Origin of the sequence: Brevundimonas lenta (assembly GCF_014196335.1) — a bacterium.
Taxonomy (GTDB): Bacteria; Pseudomonadota; Alphaproteobacteria; order Caulobacterales; family Caulobacteraceae; genus Brevundimonas; species Brevundimonas lenta.
This window is the reverse complement of sequence record NZ_JACIDM010000002.1, coordinates 900,037-915,717: the sequence shown is the minus strand read 5'-3', so window position 1 is coordinate 915,717 and position 15,681 is coordinate 900,037. Positions and strand designations below refer to the sequence as shown.

Sequence of the window (15,681 nt, the reverse complement as noted above, 5' to 3'; positions counted from 1 at the left end):
GCCGCGCCGGTTCCGCTCCCGCTAGATGTTAGCCATCGCCATTGCCGTCGTTCTGCTCCTCGTGGTGCTCAACGGCCTGTTTTCGATGACCGAACTCGCGGTCGTCTCCTCACGCAAATCCAGGCTGCACAGCAGGGCCGAGCGGGGGGACCGGGGCGCGCGCAAGGCGCTGAAACTGGCGGAAGATCCGACTCACTTCCTTTCGGCCGTCCAGGTCGGCATCACCCTGATCGGCATTCTGGCCGGCGCCTACGGCCAGGCGGCCATCGGCGGCGAGCTGAACCGCATGCTGGCTGCGGCGATTCCGGCGATCGCGCCGTGGTCGGACATCATCTCCACCGGCGTCGTCGTCGTGTTCATCACCTATGTGTCGGTGATCGTGGGCGAGCTGGTGCCCAAGCGACTGGCGCTGATCTTCCCCGAGGCCATCGCGTCGAAGATGTCGGCGCCGATCTCCACCGTGGCGATCGTGCTGAAGCCCTTCGTGTTTCTGCTGACGGTGTCGACCTCGGCCATTCTGAAGGTGATGGGCGTCAAGGACCGCGACGGTTCGGACGTCACCCAGGAAGAGGTCGAGACGATGATCGCCGAGGGCACCGCCTCCGGCCTGATCGAGCCCGAAGAGCAGGAGATGATCGAAGAGATCCTGCGCCTCGGCGACCGGCCCATCCGCGTGGCCATGACGCCGCGTCACGAGGTGTTCTGGATCGCGCTGGACGACACCGACAAACAGCTGCGCGAGGAAATCCGCACCTGCCCGTATTCGCGGATCGTGGTGGCGCGGGAGAACGAACTCGATAACCCGCTGGGCGTGGTCCACAAGAAGGACCTGCTGGACAGCCTGCTGACCACCGGGACGTTCGACATCGAGATGCTGGTGGCCGAGCCGGCCTTCATTCCGCAGTCGACGTCGGTGCTGAAGGCGCTGGAGATCCTGAAGGGCTCCAAGGTCCATATGGCGTTCGTGGTCGACGAGTACGGCTCGTTCGAAGGCGTGGTGACCGCCACCGACCTGCTGGAGATGATCGCCGGCGACTTCGACGAGGGTCACGACGACGGCGACATCATGATCCGCCAGCGCGACGACGGCAGCTGGCTGGTCGACGGCCAGACCGACCTCGACGAACTGGCCGACACCCTGGGCGAGGACTTCGGCGAGAACGAGAGCTTCCACACCGTGGCGGGCCTGGTTCTGCACCAGTTGTCGCGCGTTCCGGACGAGGGCGAAATCCTGCAGCTGGGCCGTTTCGAGGTCGAGGTCATCGATATGGACGACCGCCGGATCGACAAGCTGCTGTTCAAGCAGCTGGTCCGGAAGGAAGACGAAGCGCAGGCCGTCGCGGCTCATATCGACGAACAGGGCTGAGACCCGTCGGAACGGCTTGATATGCCGGGGCGGCGCTGGTAATCACCCCGGCTCTGGCGAAGACCACGCGCCGATGGGCCAGCCCACGGCGCGTTGTGTTTTGTCTAGGAGTTTAGCTCAGCTGGTAGAGCACCGGTCTCCAAAACCGGGGGTCGTGGGTTCGAGTCCCCCAACTCCTGCCATTTCTCCCCTGTCGCAACCGGATGGGACTTCCCATCTGGTTCGACAGGCATAAGTGACTGAAGAGATCTGCATGGCCAAGGCCAAGACACCGTCCGGGCGCCGCCCCCAGACCGCTCAACCGGCTATCGCCGGCAGCGCCGTCGCGGCTGACGCTCCGACGCCGAAGAAGCGGACGTCGATCCCGCAGTTCGCCAGCCAGGTCCGCGCGGAAGCGCGCAAGATCGTCTGGCCGAGCCGCAAGGAGACCTGGATCACCTCGGTGATGGTCTTCATCATGGTGGTGGTCGCGACCATCTTCTTCTGGATTGTCGACTACGGCCTGGCCTTCCTGTCGCGCATCATCCTCGCGATCGGCGCGCAGTAAGAGAACCCGAACTTATGACCGACGTCACGCCGAAGCCCGCCAACCCGCGCCACAAGTGGTACATCGTCCACGCCTACTCGAACTTCGAGAAGAAGGTGGCCGAGCAACTGCGCGAACAGGCTCGCCAGCAGGGCCTTGAAGACAATTTCTCGGAAATCCTCGTGCCGACCGAAGAGGTCGTCGAGATCCGCCGCGGCCGCAAGGTGAACTCGGAACGCAAATTCTTCCCCGGCTACGTGCTGGTGAAGATGGAGATGACCGACCAGGCCTATCACCTGGTGAAGAACACCCCGAAGGTCACGGGCTTCCTCGGCGCCGCCGGCGGCACCAAGCCGCTGCCGGTCTCGGAGCGTGAAGTCCAGCAGATCGTCGGCCAGGTGGAAGAGGGCGTCGAGCGTCCGAAGCCCACGATCCGCTTCGACATCGGCGAGACCGTCAAGGTCATCGACGGCCCGTTCGCCAGCTTCGACGGCCAGGTCGAAAGCGTCGACGAGGACAACGCCCGCCTGCGCGTGGCCGTGTCCATCTTCGGCCGCCCGACCCCGGTGGATCTGGAATACAATCAGGTGGAGAAGGTCGCGGCCTAAGGCCCGATCCGACCTCAGGATTTGCAGCGGCGGCCTTCGGGCCGCCGTTTGCTTTTCAGGCTCGCCTCTGATACACGCGCGCCTCGCTCTGAACAGGGCGGTGCGGGTTCGCCCGCGCAAATCCGTGGAAGGCAGCCATGCCGCACCACGGCTCACCGGTCCGGATTCAGTTCCGGGCTACCGAATAGGAGAGACCAATGGCCAAGAAGATTCTCGGCTACATCAAGCTGCAGGTGCCCGCGGGCTCCGCCACGCCTTCGCCCCCGATCGGGCCGGCGCTCGGTCAGCGCGGCGTCAACATCATGGGCTTCTGCAAGGAGTTCAACGCGCGCACCGAGAAGGAAGCCAAGGGCACCCCGCTTCCGACCGTCATCACCGTCTACCAGGACAAGTCGTTCACCTTCGTCACCAAGACGCCGCCGGCGACCTGGTACCTGAAGCAGGCCACCGGCCTGAAGTCGGGCGCCAAGCTCACCGGTCGCGAGACCGTCGGCAAGGTCACGCGCGCCCAGCTGCGCGAGATCGCCGAGAAGAAGATGAAGGATCTGAACGCCAACGACCTTGAGCAAGCCGCCAAGATCATCGAAGGCTCCGCCCGTGCGATGGGCCTGAAGGTGGAGGGCTAAGAGCATGGCCAAGCAAGCAAAGCGCATCCAGGCCTGGACCGGCGACCGCGAGTCGCTGATGCCGTTCGCCGACGCCATCAAGGCCGTCAAGGACAACGCCAAGGCCAAGTTCGACGAGTCGATCGAGATCGCCGTCAACCTGGGCGTCGATCCCCGTCACGCCGACCAGCAGGTCCGTGGCGTCGTGAACCTGCCCTCGGGCACGGGCCGTGACGTCCGCGTCGCCGTCTTCGCCAAGGACGCCAAGGCTGATGAAGCCCGCGCGGCCGGCGCCGAGCACGTCGGCGCCGAGGATCTGTACGAGAAGATCAACGGCGGCTTCATGGACTTCGACCGCGTTATCGCGTCGCCGGACATGATGGCCCTGGTCGGTCGCCTCGGTAAGGTGCTGGGCCCGCGCGGCCTCATGCCGAACCCGAAGGTCGGCACCGTGACGCCGAACGTCGCGCAAGCGGTCAAGGACGCCAAGGGCGGCGCCGTCGAGTTCCGCGTCGAGAAGGCCGGCATCGCGCACGGCGGCATCGGCAAGGCCTCGTTCACCCAGGACGCCCTGGAAGCCAACGTGAAGGCCTTCGTGGACGCTCTGGTCAAGGCCAAGCCGGCCGGCGCCAAGGGCACCTACGTCAAGAAGATCAGCCTGTCGTCGACGATGGGCCCGGGCTTCAAGATCGACCCGTCCTCGCTGGGCGCCTGATCCAGCGGCCGTCGGCCGGGCGCAAGCGCGGCGGACAGGCAACAGAATTGCGGCGGCGGAGAGCAATCTCCGCCGCCGTTTTCGTTTGGCCTTGTGGTCGTCAGGCGACCTCTGTAGGCGGGCCCCGCTGCACTAAAGGGGGCATCTGTGAATCATCGTTTCGTCGCCATCGCCGTTTCGGCGCTGGCTCTCTCGGCTTGCGCCGGACCCAAGACCATTCCGCTCGACGCGAGCCATCTGGCCGTCCAGGAACGGGCGCTCGTGCCCGTCACCCAGGAAGCGCCGATCTTCATGCCGATGCGCGCCAGCCGCGCCGGTTTCGGCATGGTCGGCGCGCTGGCCATGATCAAGGAAGGCGAGACCTACGCCGTCGAGAACGGCATCGTCGACCCGTCGGCCGAGCTTGAGGCCCGCATCCAGGCCCGTATGCAGGAGAAGTTCGGCGCGCGCCTCGGCCAGCGTCTGGACTTCACCGGCGCGCCCGCGGGCACGCCGTACCCGGTCGACGCCGGCAGCCTGTATGTGGACGCCAAGGTCTACGGCTGGGGCTACAGCTACTTTCCGACCGACTGGACCCACTTCCGCGTCAACTATGGCGTGATGATCCACCTCGTCGACGGCGCCGCCGGGACGGTGATCGGGCAGTATAACTGCAACAAGTACTCGCACACGGACTCGAAGACCGCGCCGACGCTGGATCAACTGCTGGAGAACAACTCCGCGCTGATGAACTCGACGCTGAAGAGCATGGCGGAGGCCTGTGCGGCTGAATTCGACGCCCAGGTGCTGGGTACGGTCGCCGCGTAAGCTTGACTGTATAGGTCGAAGACTGGCGGCGGCGGGGAGCGATCTCCGCCGCCGCTTTCGTTTGACTCTATGTATTTCGGCCAGGGTCGGCCTCTTAACCCCGTTTTTGTTTGCACGGTCGGCGTGTGAGGAGGAGGATACGCGTGAAAGGGGAACGCCATGCGGGTTCCTGCCGTCATCGCTGCGCTTTCGCTCGCATTCGCAACTCCGGGGCTGGCCCAGACCGCCCCGCCGGCGGCCCCCGACTCCGCCACCCGACAGCAGAATCTGGACCTCGCCGGCCAGTATCTCGAGCTGACCCAGGGCTCGAACCTCAGCAAGGTGGTGTCCCAGCAGCTGGAGCGGTCCTACGGCCGCAGCGAGATGCCGGCGGACCAGCAGGCCTGGCTGGCGGAGAACATGGCGCTGGCCTTCGATGACGTGCTGGGCGCCACCCTGCGCGACATGCGTGACGACGTTGCGGACCGCTTCACTCGCGAGGAACTGCAGGCCGCCATCGCCTTCTACGAAACGCCCGTCGGACAGTCCGTGGCCCGCAAGGACCTGGAGCTGAACATGATGATGCAGGAGGCGATGATGCCTCACCTCGTCCGGGCCATGGCGGCGCTGAGCGAAAAGTTCTGCCTTCGGTTCGAGTGCCCGGGATCCGGCTCGGCGGCGATCAAGCAGTTCTGAGCCTTTGATGACGAACCGTCAGCCGTCTGACGGGTTGACGCAGGCGACGCGACGCGGGAGTGAGCGCGCACGATCGCGACGCGATTCCCGGAGGGTTCGAATATGCTGGGCTGGTTTCAGGCGCTGCTGCCCAAGGAAGACAATTTCTTCCGCCTGTTCGACGCCCACGCGGCGACCCTGATCAAAGGCGCCGAAGCGCTTCGCAAGGTGCTGGAAGGCGGGGACGAGGTTCCGCGCTGGTGCCAGCGCATCGTCGATCACGAACACGAGGCCGACGCCGTGGCCCGCGAGGTGCTGTTCGCGGTGCGCCGCAGCTTCATCACGCCGTTCGACCGGTCCGACATCCGCGGCCTGACCAACTCGCTGGATGACTCGATCGACCAGATGCAGAAGACCGCCAAGGTCATCACCCTGTACGAGATGCGCGACTTCGCCCCGCACATGCGCCAGCTGGGCGACATCGCGGTGGAGGCGGCGACGCTGACCGTCGAGGCCGTCTCGCTGCTGCCCGACATGCGCAAGCACCATGGCCGTCTGAACGAGCTGACCGAGAAGATCGCCCGGCTCGAGAGCGACAGCGACACCCTGTACGACGCGGGGATGAAGGCGCTGTACGAGAAGCACAAGGGCGGCGACGCCATGGGCTTCATCACCGGGGCCGAGGTCTATGATCACCTCGAGAAGGTGGTCGACCGGTTCGAGGATGTGGCCAACCGCATCAATGGCGTTCTGGTCGAGCACCTGTAGGGCCTTATGGACCAGGCACTGCTGATCCTCTGGTTCCTTATCGGCGTCGCCCTGCTGTTCGACTTCCTGAACGGCCTGCACGACGCCGCCAATTCGATCGCCACCATCGTGGCGACGCGGGTTCTGCCGCCGATCTATGCGGTCGGCTGGGCGGCCTTCTTCAACTTCATCGCCTTCCTGTTCTTCGGCCTGCACGTGGCCAATACGATCGGGAAGGGGATCATCGATCCGACGGTCATCTCGGACCAGGTCATCTTCGGCGCCCTGATGGGGGCGATCAGCTGGAACGTCATCACCTGGCTGGCGGGCATTCCGTCGTCGAGCTCGCACGCCCTCGTCGGCGGGCTGCTGGGCGCGGGCGTGGCCAAGGCGGGCACCGGCGCGATCGTCTTCTCCGGGGTCAGCAAGACCGTGGCGGCCATCTTCCTGTCGCCGGCGGTGGGCTTCGCCCTGGCGCTGCTGCTGGTGTTCATCGTGTCCTGGCTGTTCGCCCGGTCGAACCCGGCCTTCGCCGACAAATTCTTCCGCAAGGCGCAGTTCGTCTCCGCCTCGGCCTATTCGCTGGGCCACGGGGGCAATGATGCGCAGAAGACCATGGGCATCATCGCCGTGCTGCTGCTGTCGCGCGCGCCGGCGGGGACGGAGTTCCATGTGCCGTTCTGGGTGGTGATCACCTGTCAGGCGGCGATCGCCCTGGGCACGCTGTTCGGCGGCTGGCGCATCGTTCACACCATGGGCTCGCGGATCACGCGTCTGAGCCCGCAGCAGGGCTTCTGCGCCGAGACGGGCGGGGCGATCACCCTGTTCCTGGCCACGGGCCTGGGCATTCCGGTGTCGACCACCCACACCATCACCGGCGCCATCGTCGGCGTGGGCGCGGCTCGCCGGGCCTCGGCGGTGCGCTGGGGCGTGGCGCGCAGCATCGTGACGGCGTGGTTCATCACCATGCCGGCCGCGGCGGCGATCGGCGCGATCTTCTTCTGGCTGGGCGGGTTCTTCCTGACCTGATGGCGAATGACGCCATCCGGACCGAGCAGGCCGAACGGCGCCAGGTGGCGGCGCTGCCGTGGCGTCGGGGTCCCGACGGCATCGAGATCATGCTGGTGACCTCGCGCGAGACGCGCCGCTGGGTGACGCCCAAGGGCGGCCGCATGCCCGGCAAGACCGACCCCGAAGCCGCGGCCCAGGAGGCGCTGGAGGAGGCCGGGGTGGAGGGCGAGATCGGCCACCATCCGCTGGGGACGTTCCGCTATCTGAAGGTGCTGAAACGCCGCGCGCCCCGCTGGTGCGTGGTGGCCATCTATCCGCTGGAGGTGGCCGTGGTGCACGCCGAGTGGAAGGAACAGGCCGAACGCGACCGGCTCTGGATGTCGGTCGAGCAGGCGGCCGCCTGCGTCACCGAGGTCGACCTAGCGGAGGTCATTCGCGCCTTTCGCGGCTAGCCCGGGATTGTTAAAGGCGGCGGGCGCGGCCTGACGGGCCGATCGGGGGAATGACCATGCGTTTGATGATTGTCTGTGCGGCTGCGCTTCTCGCCACCGCAGCGATTCCGGCGACGGCCAGCGCGGCTGTGGAACCGCCGCAGGCTGCGACCGCTCCGTCGACGCGGCAGCTGGACCTGAGCCGCCGGTACATCAGCCTGATGATGTCCGACCAGTTCGAGTCGGTGATCCACGAAATGCTGGGCGACGAGTTCGACAACGACAGCTCCGCGCGGAATCTGCCGGAGGAAGACCGGCGCATGATCATCGATCTGACCGCCGAGCTGACGACCGACATGGTCCCGCAGATGATCGAGGCCATGGTGCCTGCGTACGCGGCGGCGTTCACGGAGGAGGAGCTGGTCGCGCTGATCGCCTTCTACGAAACCCCGCTGGGCCGATCGATCGCCGAGAAGACCATCACGGTCATGCCCGAGGCCAATCGCGCCATCATGTCGGTCATACCGCAGATGCTGGACAAGCTGGCGACGCGCATGTGCCAGCGCTACCGCTGCACGCCCGCCCAGCTGGAACAGTTGCGTCAGGGGATGCGCGAAGGCGCCGGACTGGCTCCCGCCTCCAACCCCAAGTGATCGACGGATAATCGGCGGGGGCGTCTGTTGCGCCACCGGGTTCGCATCCCCACAACGGGGGAATGAACGCGCCCTTCAAGACCCCCGCCGACCCGCAGGACGCCCCCGTTTGGGACCTGACCGACCTCTACGCCTCGCGTGAGGACGCCCGCATCGAGACCGATCTGGAGCGAACGCGGGGGCTGGTGGCCGAACTGAACGGCCTGCAGGGCAAGCTGGTCGAGGCCCGGAACGAGCCGGCGACGCTGGGCCAGCGGCTGGATCGCGCCGTGACGCTGTACGAACAGGCGTCGGACATCCTGGGCGGCCTGGGCGCCTACGCCTTCCTGGCGGCGTCGACCAACCGCAACGACGCCGGCGCGCAGGGCTTCGAGGCGACCGTTCGCGAGAAGCTGACCTCGATCGCCACCCCGACCATCTGGGTGACGCTGGAGATCAACCAGCTGGAGGACGCCGAGATCGAGGCGGCGCTGGCGGCCTATCCGGCGGCGGCGCGCTGGAAGCCGTGGTTCCGCCGCGTGCGGGCGATGAAGCCGCACGAGCTGTCGCAGGAGCTGGAGACCTTCCTGTCCGAGCGCGGCCCGATCAGCGCCCAGTGGCCGCGCCTGTTCGACGAGACCCTGGCGGCGATGAAGGTGAAGGTCGGCAAGGAGCAGCTGACCCTGGCGGAGTCGCTGAACCGGCTGTCCGATCCCAAGGCCGCGCGTCGCAAGACGGCGGCCGAGGGGCTCAGCGAGGCCCTGGAGGCGCGTTCGGCGACCATGGCGCTGGTGCTGAACACGGTGGCCGCCGACAAGGCGCTGGAGGACAAATGGCGGGGCTTCAAACGGCCCGCCGACGGCCGCCATCTGTCGAACGAGGTCGACGGCGAGTCCGTGGACGCGATGGCCGAGGCTGTGGCCGCCGCCTATCCGAAGCTGTCGCACCGCTATTACGCCCTGAAGGCCCGGGCGATGGGCCGGGACAAGCTGGACCAGTGGGACCGCAACGCCCCGATCTCGACCTCGGCGCCGCGCGGGTTCGACTGGACGCAGGGCAAGGCGATCGTGCTGGACAGCTTCAGCGACCTGGGCGGCGACTTCGCCGAGCGGGCGCAGGGCTTCTTCGACAAGCCGTGGATCGACGGCAAGGCGCGGCCGGGCAAGCAGTCGGGCGCCTACGCCCACCCGGTGACGGCCGACCGGCACCCCTATGTGTTCCTGAACTGGATGGGCGAGCGGCGCGACGTGCTGACCCTGGCCCACGAGCTGGGGCATGGCGTGCACCAGACGCTGGCGGCGGGGCAGGGGAGCCTGCTGGCCGATACGCCGCTGACGCTGGCCGAAACCGCCTCGATCTTCGCCGAGGGCCTGACCTTCGACCGGCTGCTGGCGACGGCGCCGAAGTCGGAGCAGCGCGGCCTTCTGGCCGGACGGATCGAGGACGGGCTGAACACCGTGGTGCGCCAGATCGCCTTCCACCGCTTCGAGACCCGCTTCCACGACGAGCGCGCGGGCGGCGAGGTGCCGGTCGAGCGGATCGGGGAGATCTGGCTGGAGGAGATGGGCCGCTCGCTGGGTCCGGCGATCACGCTGAACACCGGCTATGAGCACTGGTGGAGCTATGTCAGCCACTTCGTGCACTCACCCTTCTACGTCTACGCCTACGCCTTCGGCGACCTGCTGGTGGCGGCGCTGATGGAGACGCGGGCGAGGGATCCGCAGGGGTTCACGCCGCTGTATCGCGAGCTGCTCGCGGGCGGCGGATCGAAGGGCTACGTCGAGGCGCTGGCGCCGTTCGGGCTGAACCCGCGCGATCCGGCCTTCTGGACCATCGGCACGAAGCGCCTTGAGCGACTTATCGACCAGTTCGAGGCGACATTCTGAAGCCTGGCCGTTGACCGGAGTGCTGCGCCGGGCAAGCGTCCCGGCCATGCGCATTCTGATCCTCGCCGCCGCGGCGACCCTCGCGGCCACTTCGTCGTTCGCCCAGACGCCGCCGACGGCGCCCACGCCCGCCGTGCGGTCGATGGCGGCCGGCTACAAGGCCCTGACAGTGTGCAGCGCGCTGAGGAATGCCGAGGCTGCGGGCGGGTCGCGCACGGTCGCGAGCGTCGAGGCCAATGAGCTGGTGGGGATTTACCCCGAGCTGGACGGTCTGGTGCGCGAGATGCCGGTGGACGTCAGCGGCGACCGGACCTCGGTGGCCTGGGACGAGACCATGCCGCCGCGCATCGCGATCTTCCGGCCGGGCAAGGGCTGCGTGATCATGCCGGTGGGCTGGGATCAGCCTGTGACGTCGGTCGTCCCACCGGCCGGGCGCTCGGAGAGGGAATTCGCCGTCGGTGATCCCAACGGGAACGCCGCCCTGGTGGACGAGACGCTGGAGGGGGCCTTCGTCGGCCGCTACGGGGACGGGACCAACACCACCGCCGTGCTTGTGCTGCAGGACAACCGGATCGTGGCCGAGCAATACGGCGACGGCTTCGGCCCGCATACGCCGCAACGGACCTGGTCCGTGGGCAAGAGCCTGGCCGGGACCATCGTGGGCGCAGCCGTTCAGCGCGGCGAGGCGGATGTGAACGCCCGCGCCGCCATCGCCGACTGGGGCCACGAGGGCGACCCGCGCGCCGCGATCACGCTGGACCAGTTGATCCGCATGGCCTCGGGCCTGACCAGCGACACGGCGGGCAACCGGACCGACGCCCTGTATTTCGGCGGCGTGGGCATCGACGAGCAGGCGACGACCTGGCCGCTGATCACCCGGCCGGGAACGCGCTTCCGCTATGCCAATAACGACATCCTGCTGGCGGTGCTGGGGATCGCGCCGACGTTCGCGGATCACCCGCCGGCCGAGCTGTTTCGGACGCTGGGCATGTACGACACGGTCGCCGAGACCGACTGGCGCGGGAATTACATGCTGTCCAGCCAGGTGTGGTCGACGGCGCGCGACCTGGCCCGCTTTGGCCAGCTGTATGTCGATGACGGCATGGTCGACGGCGTGCGGGTGCTGCCGGAAGGCTGGCGCGACTACGTTTCGACGCCGTCGGGACCGCAGCCGGAGGGCGACCAGGGCTATGGCGCGACCTTCTGGCTGATGAACCGGTCCGAGGGGATACCGGCCGACACCATCTCGGCCAACGGCAACCGCGGCCAGTATGTGATCATCGTGCCCAGCCGCCGCATCGTCATCGTGCGGCGCGGCGAGGATCCGGCGGGGAAACGGTTCGACTTCATCGCCTTCACCCGCGACATGCTGGCGGGTCTGGAATAGCGAAGCCGGGAGTCGAAATGTCGCGGGCGGCTTGAGCGGACGACAGTCCCCGCTATAAGAGCGCCAACTGCTTTTCCAGATTCCCGGACACCACCATGGCCGACCCGCACCACGCCTCCGACGCCCACGACGACTACGTTCGCGGTTCGCAGGAGATCAGCGAGCAGGTGTCGACGTTCCACCTGTTCATGAACATGGCCAAGTACGGTTCGCTGGCCATCGCGGCCGCGCTGGCCTTCCTGGTCATCTGGTTCATGCCGCACGGCAGCTTCTTCGGCGGTCTGATCACGGCCGTCGTGATGATGGTCGGCGGCGTGTGGTTCCTGCGCCCGAAGAGCTCGCACTAGGACCTGCCGCTTCTCCCGCATGGGAGAAGGATGGTTCTTTGACGCACCCCCGCCAGCCAGCCTAACGTCGCTCTGTCGAGAGAAGACGGAGGGATTCGCTTGGCTGTCGCCATCGCCGTGACCCGCGAACGCCGTGAAGGCGAAACGCGCTGCGCCATAACACCGGAGACGGTGAAGAAGCTGGCCGCGCTGGGCGCGACCGTGACGGTCGAGGCCGGGACGGGCGCGGGCTCGTCCATTCCCGACGCCGAGTACGAAGCCGCAGGCGCGGTCATCGCCAGGGACGCCAAGTCCGCCCTGGCCGGCGCCGACATCCTGCTGAAGGTGCGTGGGCCGACGGCGCAGGAGATCAGCGCCCTGAAGTCGGGCGCGGTCGTCGCCGCCATGCTGGACGCCTATCGCGAGAAGGACACCGTCGAGGCCCTGGCGAAGTCGGGCACCACCGCCTTCGCCATGGAGTTCGTGCCCCGCATCACCCGCGCCCAGGTGATGGACGTGCTGTCGTCCCAGGCCAACCTGGCCGGCTATCGCGCCGTGATCGAGGCGGCCTATGCGTTCGGTCGCGGTTTCCCGATGATGATGACGGCGGCCGGCACAGTCGCCCCCGCCAAGGTCTTCGTCATGGGCGCAGGCGTCGCGGGCCTGCAGGCCGTCGCCACGGCGCGGCGTTTGGGGGCGGTTGTGACCGCCACGGACGTGCGTCCGGCCTCCAAGGAGCAGGTTGAGAGCCTCGGGGCCAAATTCGTCGCCGTCGAGGACGAGGAGTTCAAGGCCGCGGAGACCGCCGCCGGCTACGCCAAGCCGATGTCAGCCGAGTATCAGGCCAAGCAGGCCGAGCTGACGGCCTCGCACATCGTCAAACAGGATATCGTCATCACCACCGCCCTGATCCCCGGCCGCCCGGCGCCGCGGCTGGTCACGGCGGCGCATGTGGCCTCGATGAAGCCCGGCTCGGTGCTCGTCGATCTGGCCATCGACAACGGCGGCAACGTCGAGGGCGCCAAGCCGGGCGAGGTCGTGACGACCGCCAACGGCGTCCAGATCGTCGGCTGGTCGAACCTGCCCGGCCGGATCGCCGCCGACGCGTCGGCGCTCTACGCCCGCAACCTGACGGCCTTCGTGGGCCTGATGGTCAAGGACGGCGTGCTGGCGGTCGATCTGGAGGACGAAATCCTCAAGGCGTCGGTGGTCACCAACGGCGGAGCCGTGGTGCACGAAGGGGTGAAGGGATGACCGCTGCGAAGGGAACAGGATCCTTCTTCGTCGGCTTCGGTCGCGCGGCCATGGGCCTCGGCGCCCTGCTGGTGGTCGCCTGGGCGGCCCTGTGGCTGGTGCAGGCCGTCGGGGGGCCGGACTGGCGGATGCCGATGAAGCTGCTGCAAAGCGGCGGCGCGCTGATCATAATCGGACTTGTCCTGACCCTGCTGGTGCAGGCGCGCGGGGCGAGTGAACCGTCCTCGAAGGATCCCGGCTGATGGAACACGTCGACCCCACCGTCTTCCGCCTCGCCATTTTCGTGCTGGCGATCTTCGTCGGCTACTATGTCGTCTGGTCGGTGACGCCGGCGCTGCACACGCCGCTGATGGCCGTGACCAACGCCATTTCGTCGGTGATCGTGGTCGGCGGCCTGATCGCCGCGGCGGCCTTCAGCGCTGACGGCGGCTGGATCGCCAAGGGCGCCGGCGTGGCGGCGGTGACGCTGGCCAGCGTCAACATTTTCGGCGGCTTCATGGTCACCCGGCGTATGCTGGCGATGTACCGCAAGAAGGAACGGCCGAAATGAATCGGCCCATCGACACCTACTTCATCATCGCCATGCCGTTGGCGATCGCCATGGTGCTCGCCCTGGTGCTCCTGAGCGGGCGGCTGAAGCCGGAAACCCGGACCCGGGTTGAACGCGTCATGGCCCTGGTCTTCTATCCTATGATCACCGTCTACTGGGTATGGCAGGCCGCGACCTTCGCCGGCGAGGGCAGGTGGATCAAGGCGGCCCTGATGCTACCGGTCGCCGCGATCTTCGGCTGGATCGGTCTGCAGGCCGTGCGCACCGGGCGGCTCGCTCCGATGAGCGGACCCAGGCCGTGACCCTCGACGTCGTCCAGTTCAGCTTCCTGATCTCGCTGGCGGCGCTGGTGGTTGGCGCGAGCCTGTGGGGCCTCGCATTCCTGGAAAAGGCGCCGCTGCGGCGGATGCGGATGACCGACTGCGGGACGGTGCTGGTGTTCTCGTCGATCCTGCTGCGCTTCGCCGGGCAGACGCGGCCGCTGAACGCCATCGAATGGGGGCTGGCGCTGCTGTCGCCGCTGTTCGTGGCGGCCGCGCTGTGGCGGCTGGTGCGCACTCACTGTCCTCCGGGGGCGGAGCAGTGATCAATGACGACGCGCCGGACAGCCGGAATATCCTGATGACGCGTTTCGGGGGAACAGTATGAACGCATCGATCGCGGCCCTGGCCTATCTGGTCTCGGGCGTCCTGTTCATTCTGTCGCTCAGGGGGCTGTCGAGCCCGGAGACCAGCCGTCGGGGCAACACCTTCGGCATGATCGGCATGGGGTTGGCCGTCGGCGTGACCCTGATCACCCTGTGGTCGACGGGGACGATGGACCTGCTGACGACCGGGCTGATCGCCGCGGGCGTGGTCGTCGGCGGCGGGGCGGGCGCGCTGATCGCCGGCCGGGTGCAGATGACCCAGATGCCGCAGCTGGTGGCGGCCTTCCACAGCCTGGTCGGCATGGCCGCCTGTCTGGTCGCGGTGGGGGCGGTCTATGCGCCCGAAAGCTTCGGCATCGCCACGGCGATGGGCGGCATCAAGACCCTGTCGATCATCGAGCTGAGCCTGGGCGTGGCCATCGGGGCGGTGACCTTCACCGGCTCGGTGATCGCCTTCGCCAAGCTGAACGGAAATATGAGCGGGGCGCCGATCCTGCTGCCGGCGCGGCACCTGATCAACATCGCCCTGGCGCTGGGCCTGGTGGTTCTGATCGGGGTGATGATCGCCACGGGCGGCACGGCGACCTGGGCCTTCTGGGGCGTGTTCGCCATCGCCCTGATCCTCGGCGCGACCCTGATCATCCCCATCGGCGGCGCCGACATGCCGGTGGTGGTGTCGATGCTCAACTCCTACTCGGGCTGGGCCGCGGCGGCGCTGGGCTTCACGCTGGAGAACATCGCCCTGATCATCACCGGCGCGCTGGTCGGCAGCTCGGGCGCGATCCTGAGCTACATCATGTGCAAGGGCATGAATCGCAGCTTCATCTCTGTAATCCTTGGCGGTTTCGGTGGGGAAACGTCCGCGGCCGCTGGCGGCTCGGTCGAGACCCGGCCGGTCAAACAGGGCTCGGCCGAGGACGCCGCCTTCATCATGAAGAACGCCTCGAAGGTCATCATCGTGCCCGGCTACGGCATGGCGGTGGCCCAGGCGCAGCATGCGCTGCGCGAGATGGGCGACAAGCTGAAGGAGGAGGGGGTTGAGGTGAAATACGCCATCCACCCCGTCGCCGGCCGCATGCCCGGCCACATGAACGTGCTGCTGGCCGAAGCCAACGTCCCGTATGACGAGGTGTTCGAACTGGAGGACATCAACAGCGAGTTCTCGAGCTGCGACGTGGCCTTCGTCATCGGCGCCAACGACGTCACCAACCCCGCCGCCAAGACCGATCCGCAGAGCCCGATCTACGGCATGCCGGTGCTGGATGTGGAGAAGGCCGGGACCGTGCTGTTCATCAAACGCGGCATGGGCTCGGGCTACGCCGGGGTCGAGAACGAGCTGTTCTTCCGCGACAACACCATGATGCTGTTCGCCGACGCCAAGAAGATGGTCGAAGGGATCGTCAAGGCGCTGTGAGTCCGCCGCCCAGGACCTACATCCGCTTCGTCTGCTTCCAGACTGTTGCTCGGCAGCGTGGTCGGCTGGGCCTGTTTGCGGCCATCGATGAAGCAGTCCGGAGCGAACATGGCGGG

Annotated in this window: 20 protein-coding genes and 1 tRNA gene; all 21 read left to right on the top strand. The window is 67.3% G+C overall.

Annotated elements, in window-relative coordinates; all coding sequences use genetic code 11:
* The first annotated feature begins 25 nt into the window (after positions 1-25).
* The 21 genes from GGR12_RS12150 to GGR12_RS12050 all read left to right on the top strand — a co-directional run bounded on the left by GGR12_RS12150 (position 26) and on the right by GGR12_RS12050 (position 15,565).
* The gene (locus tag GGR12_RS12150; RefSeq protein ID WP_183204650.1) at positions 26-1,366 is read left to right on the top strand and encodes a hemolysin family protein; all 1,341 of its coding nucleotides are present in this window, start codon (positions 26-28) and stop codon (positions 1,364-1,366) included.
* Between the two features lie 106 nt (positions 1,367-1,472).
* A tRNA-Trp gene (locus tag GGR12_RS12145) sits at positions 1,473-1,548 on the top strand.
* 71 nt (positions 1,549-1,619) lie between these two features.
* Complete coding sequence (gene secE, locus GGR12_RS12140) at positions 1,620-1,913, top strand: preprotein translocase subunit SecE (RefSeq protein WP_183204649.1); 294 nt, start codon at positions 1,620-1,622, stop codon at positions 1,911-1,913.
* 14 nt (positions 1,914-1,927) lie between these two features.
* On the top strand, positions 1,928-2,500 hold the full coding sequence (gene nusG / locus GGR12_RS12135) for a transcription termination/antitermination protein NusG (protein ID WP_183204648.1): 573 nt from the start codon (positions 1,928-1,930) through the stop codon (positions 2,498-2,500).
* A gap of 197 nt (positions 2,501-2,697) precedes the next feature.
* Complete coding sequence (rplK, locus tag GGR12_RS12130) at positions 2,698-3,126, top strand: 50S ribosomal protein L11 (RefSeq protein WP_183204647.1); 429 nt, start codon at positions 2,698-2,700, stop codon at positions 3,124-3,126.
* Positions 3,127-3,130: 4 nt separating this feature from the next.
* Positions 3,131-3,820 carry a 50S ribosomal protein L1 gene (gene rplA, locus GGR12_RS12125; RefSeq protein WP_183204646.1) on the top strand — a complete coding sequence of 230 codons (690 nt, stop codon included), beginning with the start codon at positions 3,131-3,133 and terminating at the stop codon, positions 3,818-3,820.
* Between the two features lie 147 nt (positions 3,821-3,967).
* On the top strand, positions 3,968-4,627 hold the full coding sequence (locus GGR12_RS12120) for a hypothetical protein (RefSeq protein WP_183204645.1): 660 nt from the start codon (positions 3,968-3,970) through the stop codon (positions 4,625-4,627).
* 159 nt (positions 4,628-4,786) lie between these two features.
* Complete coding sequence (locus GGR12_RS12115; RefSeq protein WP_183204644.1) at positions 4,787-5,302, top strand: DUF2059 domain-containing protein; 516 nt, start codon at positions 4,787-4,789, stop codon at positions 5,300-5,302.
* Between the two features lie 102 nt (positions 5,303-5,404).
* A complete protein-coding gene (locus tag GGR12_RS12110) occupies positions 5,405-6,049 on the top strand; it encodes a DUF47 domain-containing protein (RefSeq protein ID WP_183204643.1) in 645 nt (214 codons plus the stop codon).
* Positions 6,050-6,055: 6 nt separating this feature from the next.
* Positions 6,056-7,057, top strand: coding sequence for an inorganic phosphate transporter (locus GGR12_RS12105; RefSeq protein WP_183204642.1), 1,002 nt, complete (start codon positions 6,056-6,058; stop codon positions 7,055-7,057).
* Entirely contained in the window at positions 7,057-7,491 is a 435-nt protein-coding gene (locus tag GGR12_RS12100; RefSeq protein WP_183204641.1) for an NUDIX hydrolase, read from the top strand. Before GGR12_RS12105 ends, GGR12_RS12100 begins: the two co-directional genes overlap by 1 nt.
* Positions 7,492-7,547: 56 nt before the next feature.
* Entirely contained in the window at positions 7,548-8,123 is a 576-nt protein-coding gene (locus GGR12_RS12095; protein WP_183204640.1) for a DUF2059 domain-containing protein, read from the top strand.
* Between the two features lie 62 nt (positions 8,124-8,185).
* Positions 8,186-9,988 (top strand): M3 family oligoendopeptidase, encoded by a 1,803-nt coding sequence (locus GGR12_RS12090; RefSeq protein ID WP_183204639.1) that lies wholly within the window; start codon positions 8,186-8,188, stop codon positions 9,986-9,988.
* 46 nt (positions 9,989-10,034) lie between these two features.
* Complete coding sequence (locus GGR12_RS12085; protein ID WP_183204638.1) at positions 10,035-11,375, top strand: serine hydrolase domain-containing protein; 1,341 nt, start codon at positions 10,035-10,037, stop codon at positions 11,373-11,375.
* Between the two features lie 95 nt (positions 11,376-11,470).
* Positions 11,471-11,722 (top strand): aa3-type cytochrome c oxidase subunit IV, encoded by a 252-nt coding sequence (locus GGR12_RS12080; protein ID WP_183204637.1) that lies wholly within the window; start codon positions 11,471-11,473, stop codon positions 11,720-11,722.
* A gap of 99 nt (positions 11,723-11,821) precedes the next feature.
* The gene (locus GGR12_RS12075; RefSeq protein ID WP_183204636.1) at positions 11,822-12,955 is read left to right on the top strand and encodes a Re/Si-specific NAD(P)(+) transhydrogenase subunit alpha; all 1,134 of its coding nucleotides are present in this window, start codon (positions 11,822-11,824) and stop codon (positions 12,953-12,955) included.
* Positions 12,952-13,197 carry a hypothetical protein gene (locus GGR12_RS12070; RefSeq protein ID WP_183204635.1) on the top strand — a complete coding sequence of 82 codons (246 nt, stop codon included), beginning with the start codon at positions 12,952-12,954 and terminating at the stop codon, positions 13,195-13,197. Before GGR12_RS12075 ends, GGR12_RS12070 begins: the two co-directional genes overlap by 4 nt.
* Positions 13,197-13,505, top strand: a complete 309-nt coding sequence (locus tag GGR12_RS12065) for an NAD(P) transhydrogenase subunit alpha part 2 (RefSeq protein ID WP_183204634.1) — start codon at positions 13,197-13,199, stop codon at positions 13,503-13,505. The genes GGR12_RS12070 and GGR12_RS12065 overlap by 1 nt, the downstream gene beginning before the upstream one ends.
* Positions 13,502-13,807 (top strand): hypothetical protein, encoded by a 306-nt coding sequence (locus tag GGR12_RS12060; protein ID WP_183204633.1) that lies wholly within the window; start codon positions 13,502-13,504, stop codon positions 13,805-13,807. The genes GGR12_RS12065 and GGR12_RS12060 overlap by 4 nt, the downstream gene beginning before the upstream one ends.
* Entirely contained in the window at positions 13,804-14,091 is a 288-nt protein-coding gene (locus GGR12_RS12055; protein ID WP_183204632.1) for a hypothetical protein, read from the top strand. Before GGR12_RS12060 ends, GGR12_RS12055 begins: the two co-directional genes overlap by 4 nt.
* A 58-nt stretch (positions 14,092-14,149) precedes the next feature.
* A complete protein-coding gene (locus tag GGR12_RS12050) occupies positions 14,150-15,565 on the top strand; it encodes an NAD(P)(+) transhydrogenase (Re/Si-specific) subunit beta (RefSeq protein WP_183204631.1) in 1,416 nt (471 codons plus the stop codon).
* The last annotated feature ends 116 nt before the right edge of the window (positions 15,566-15,681 follow it).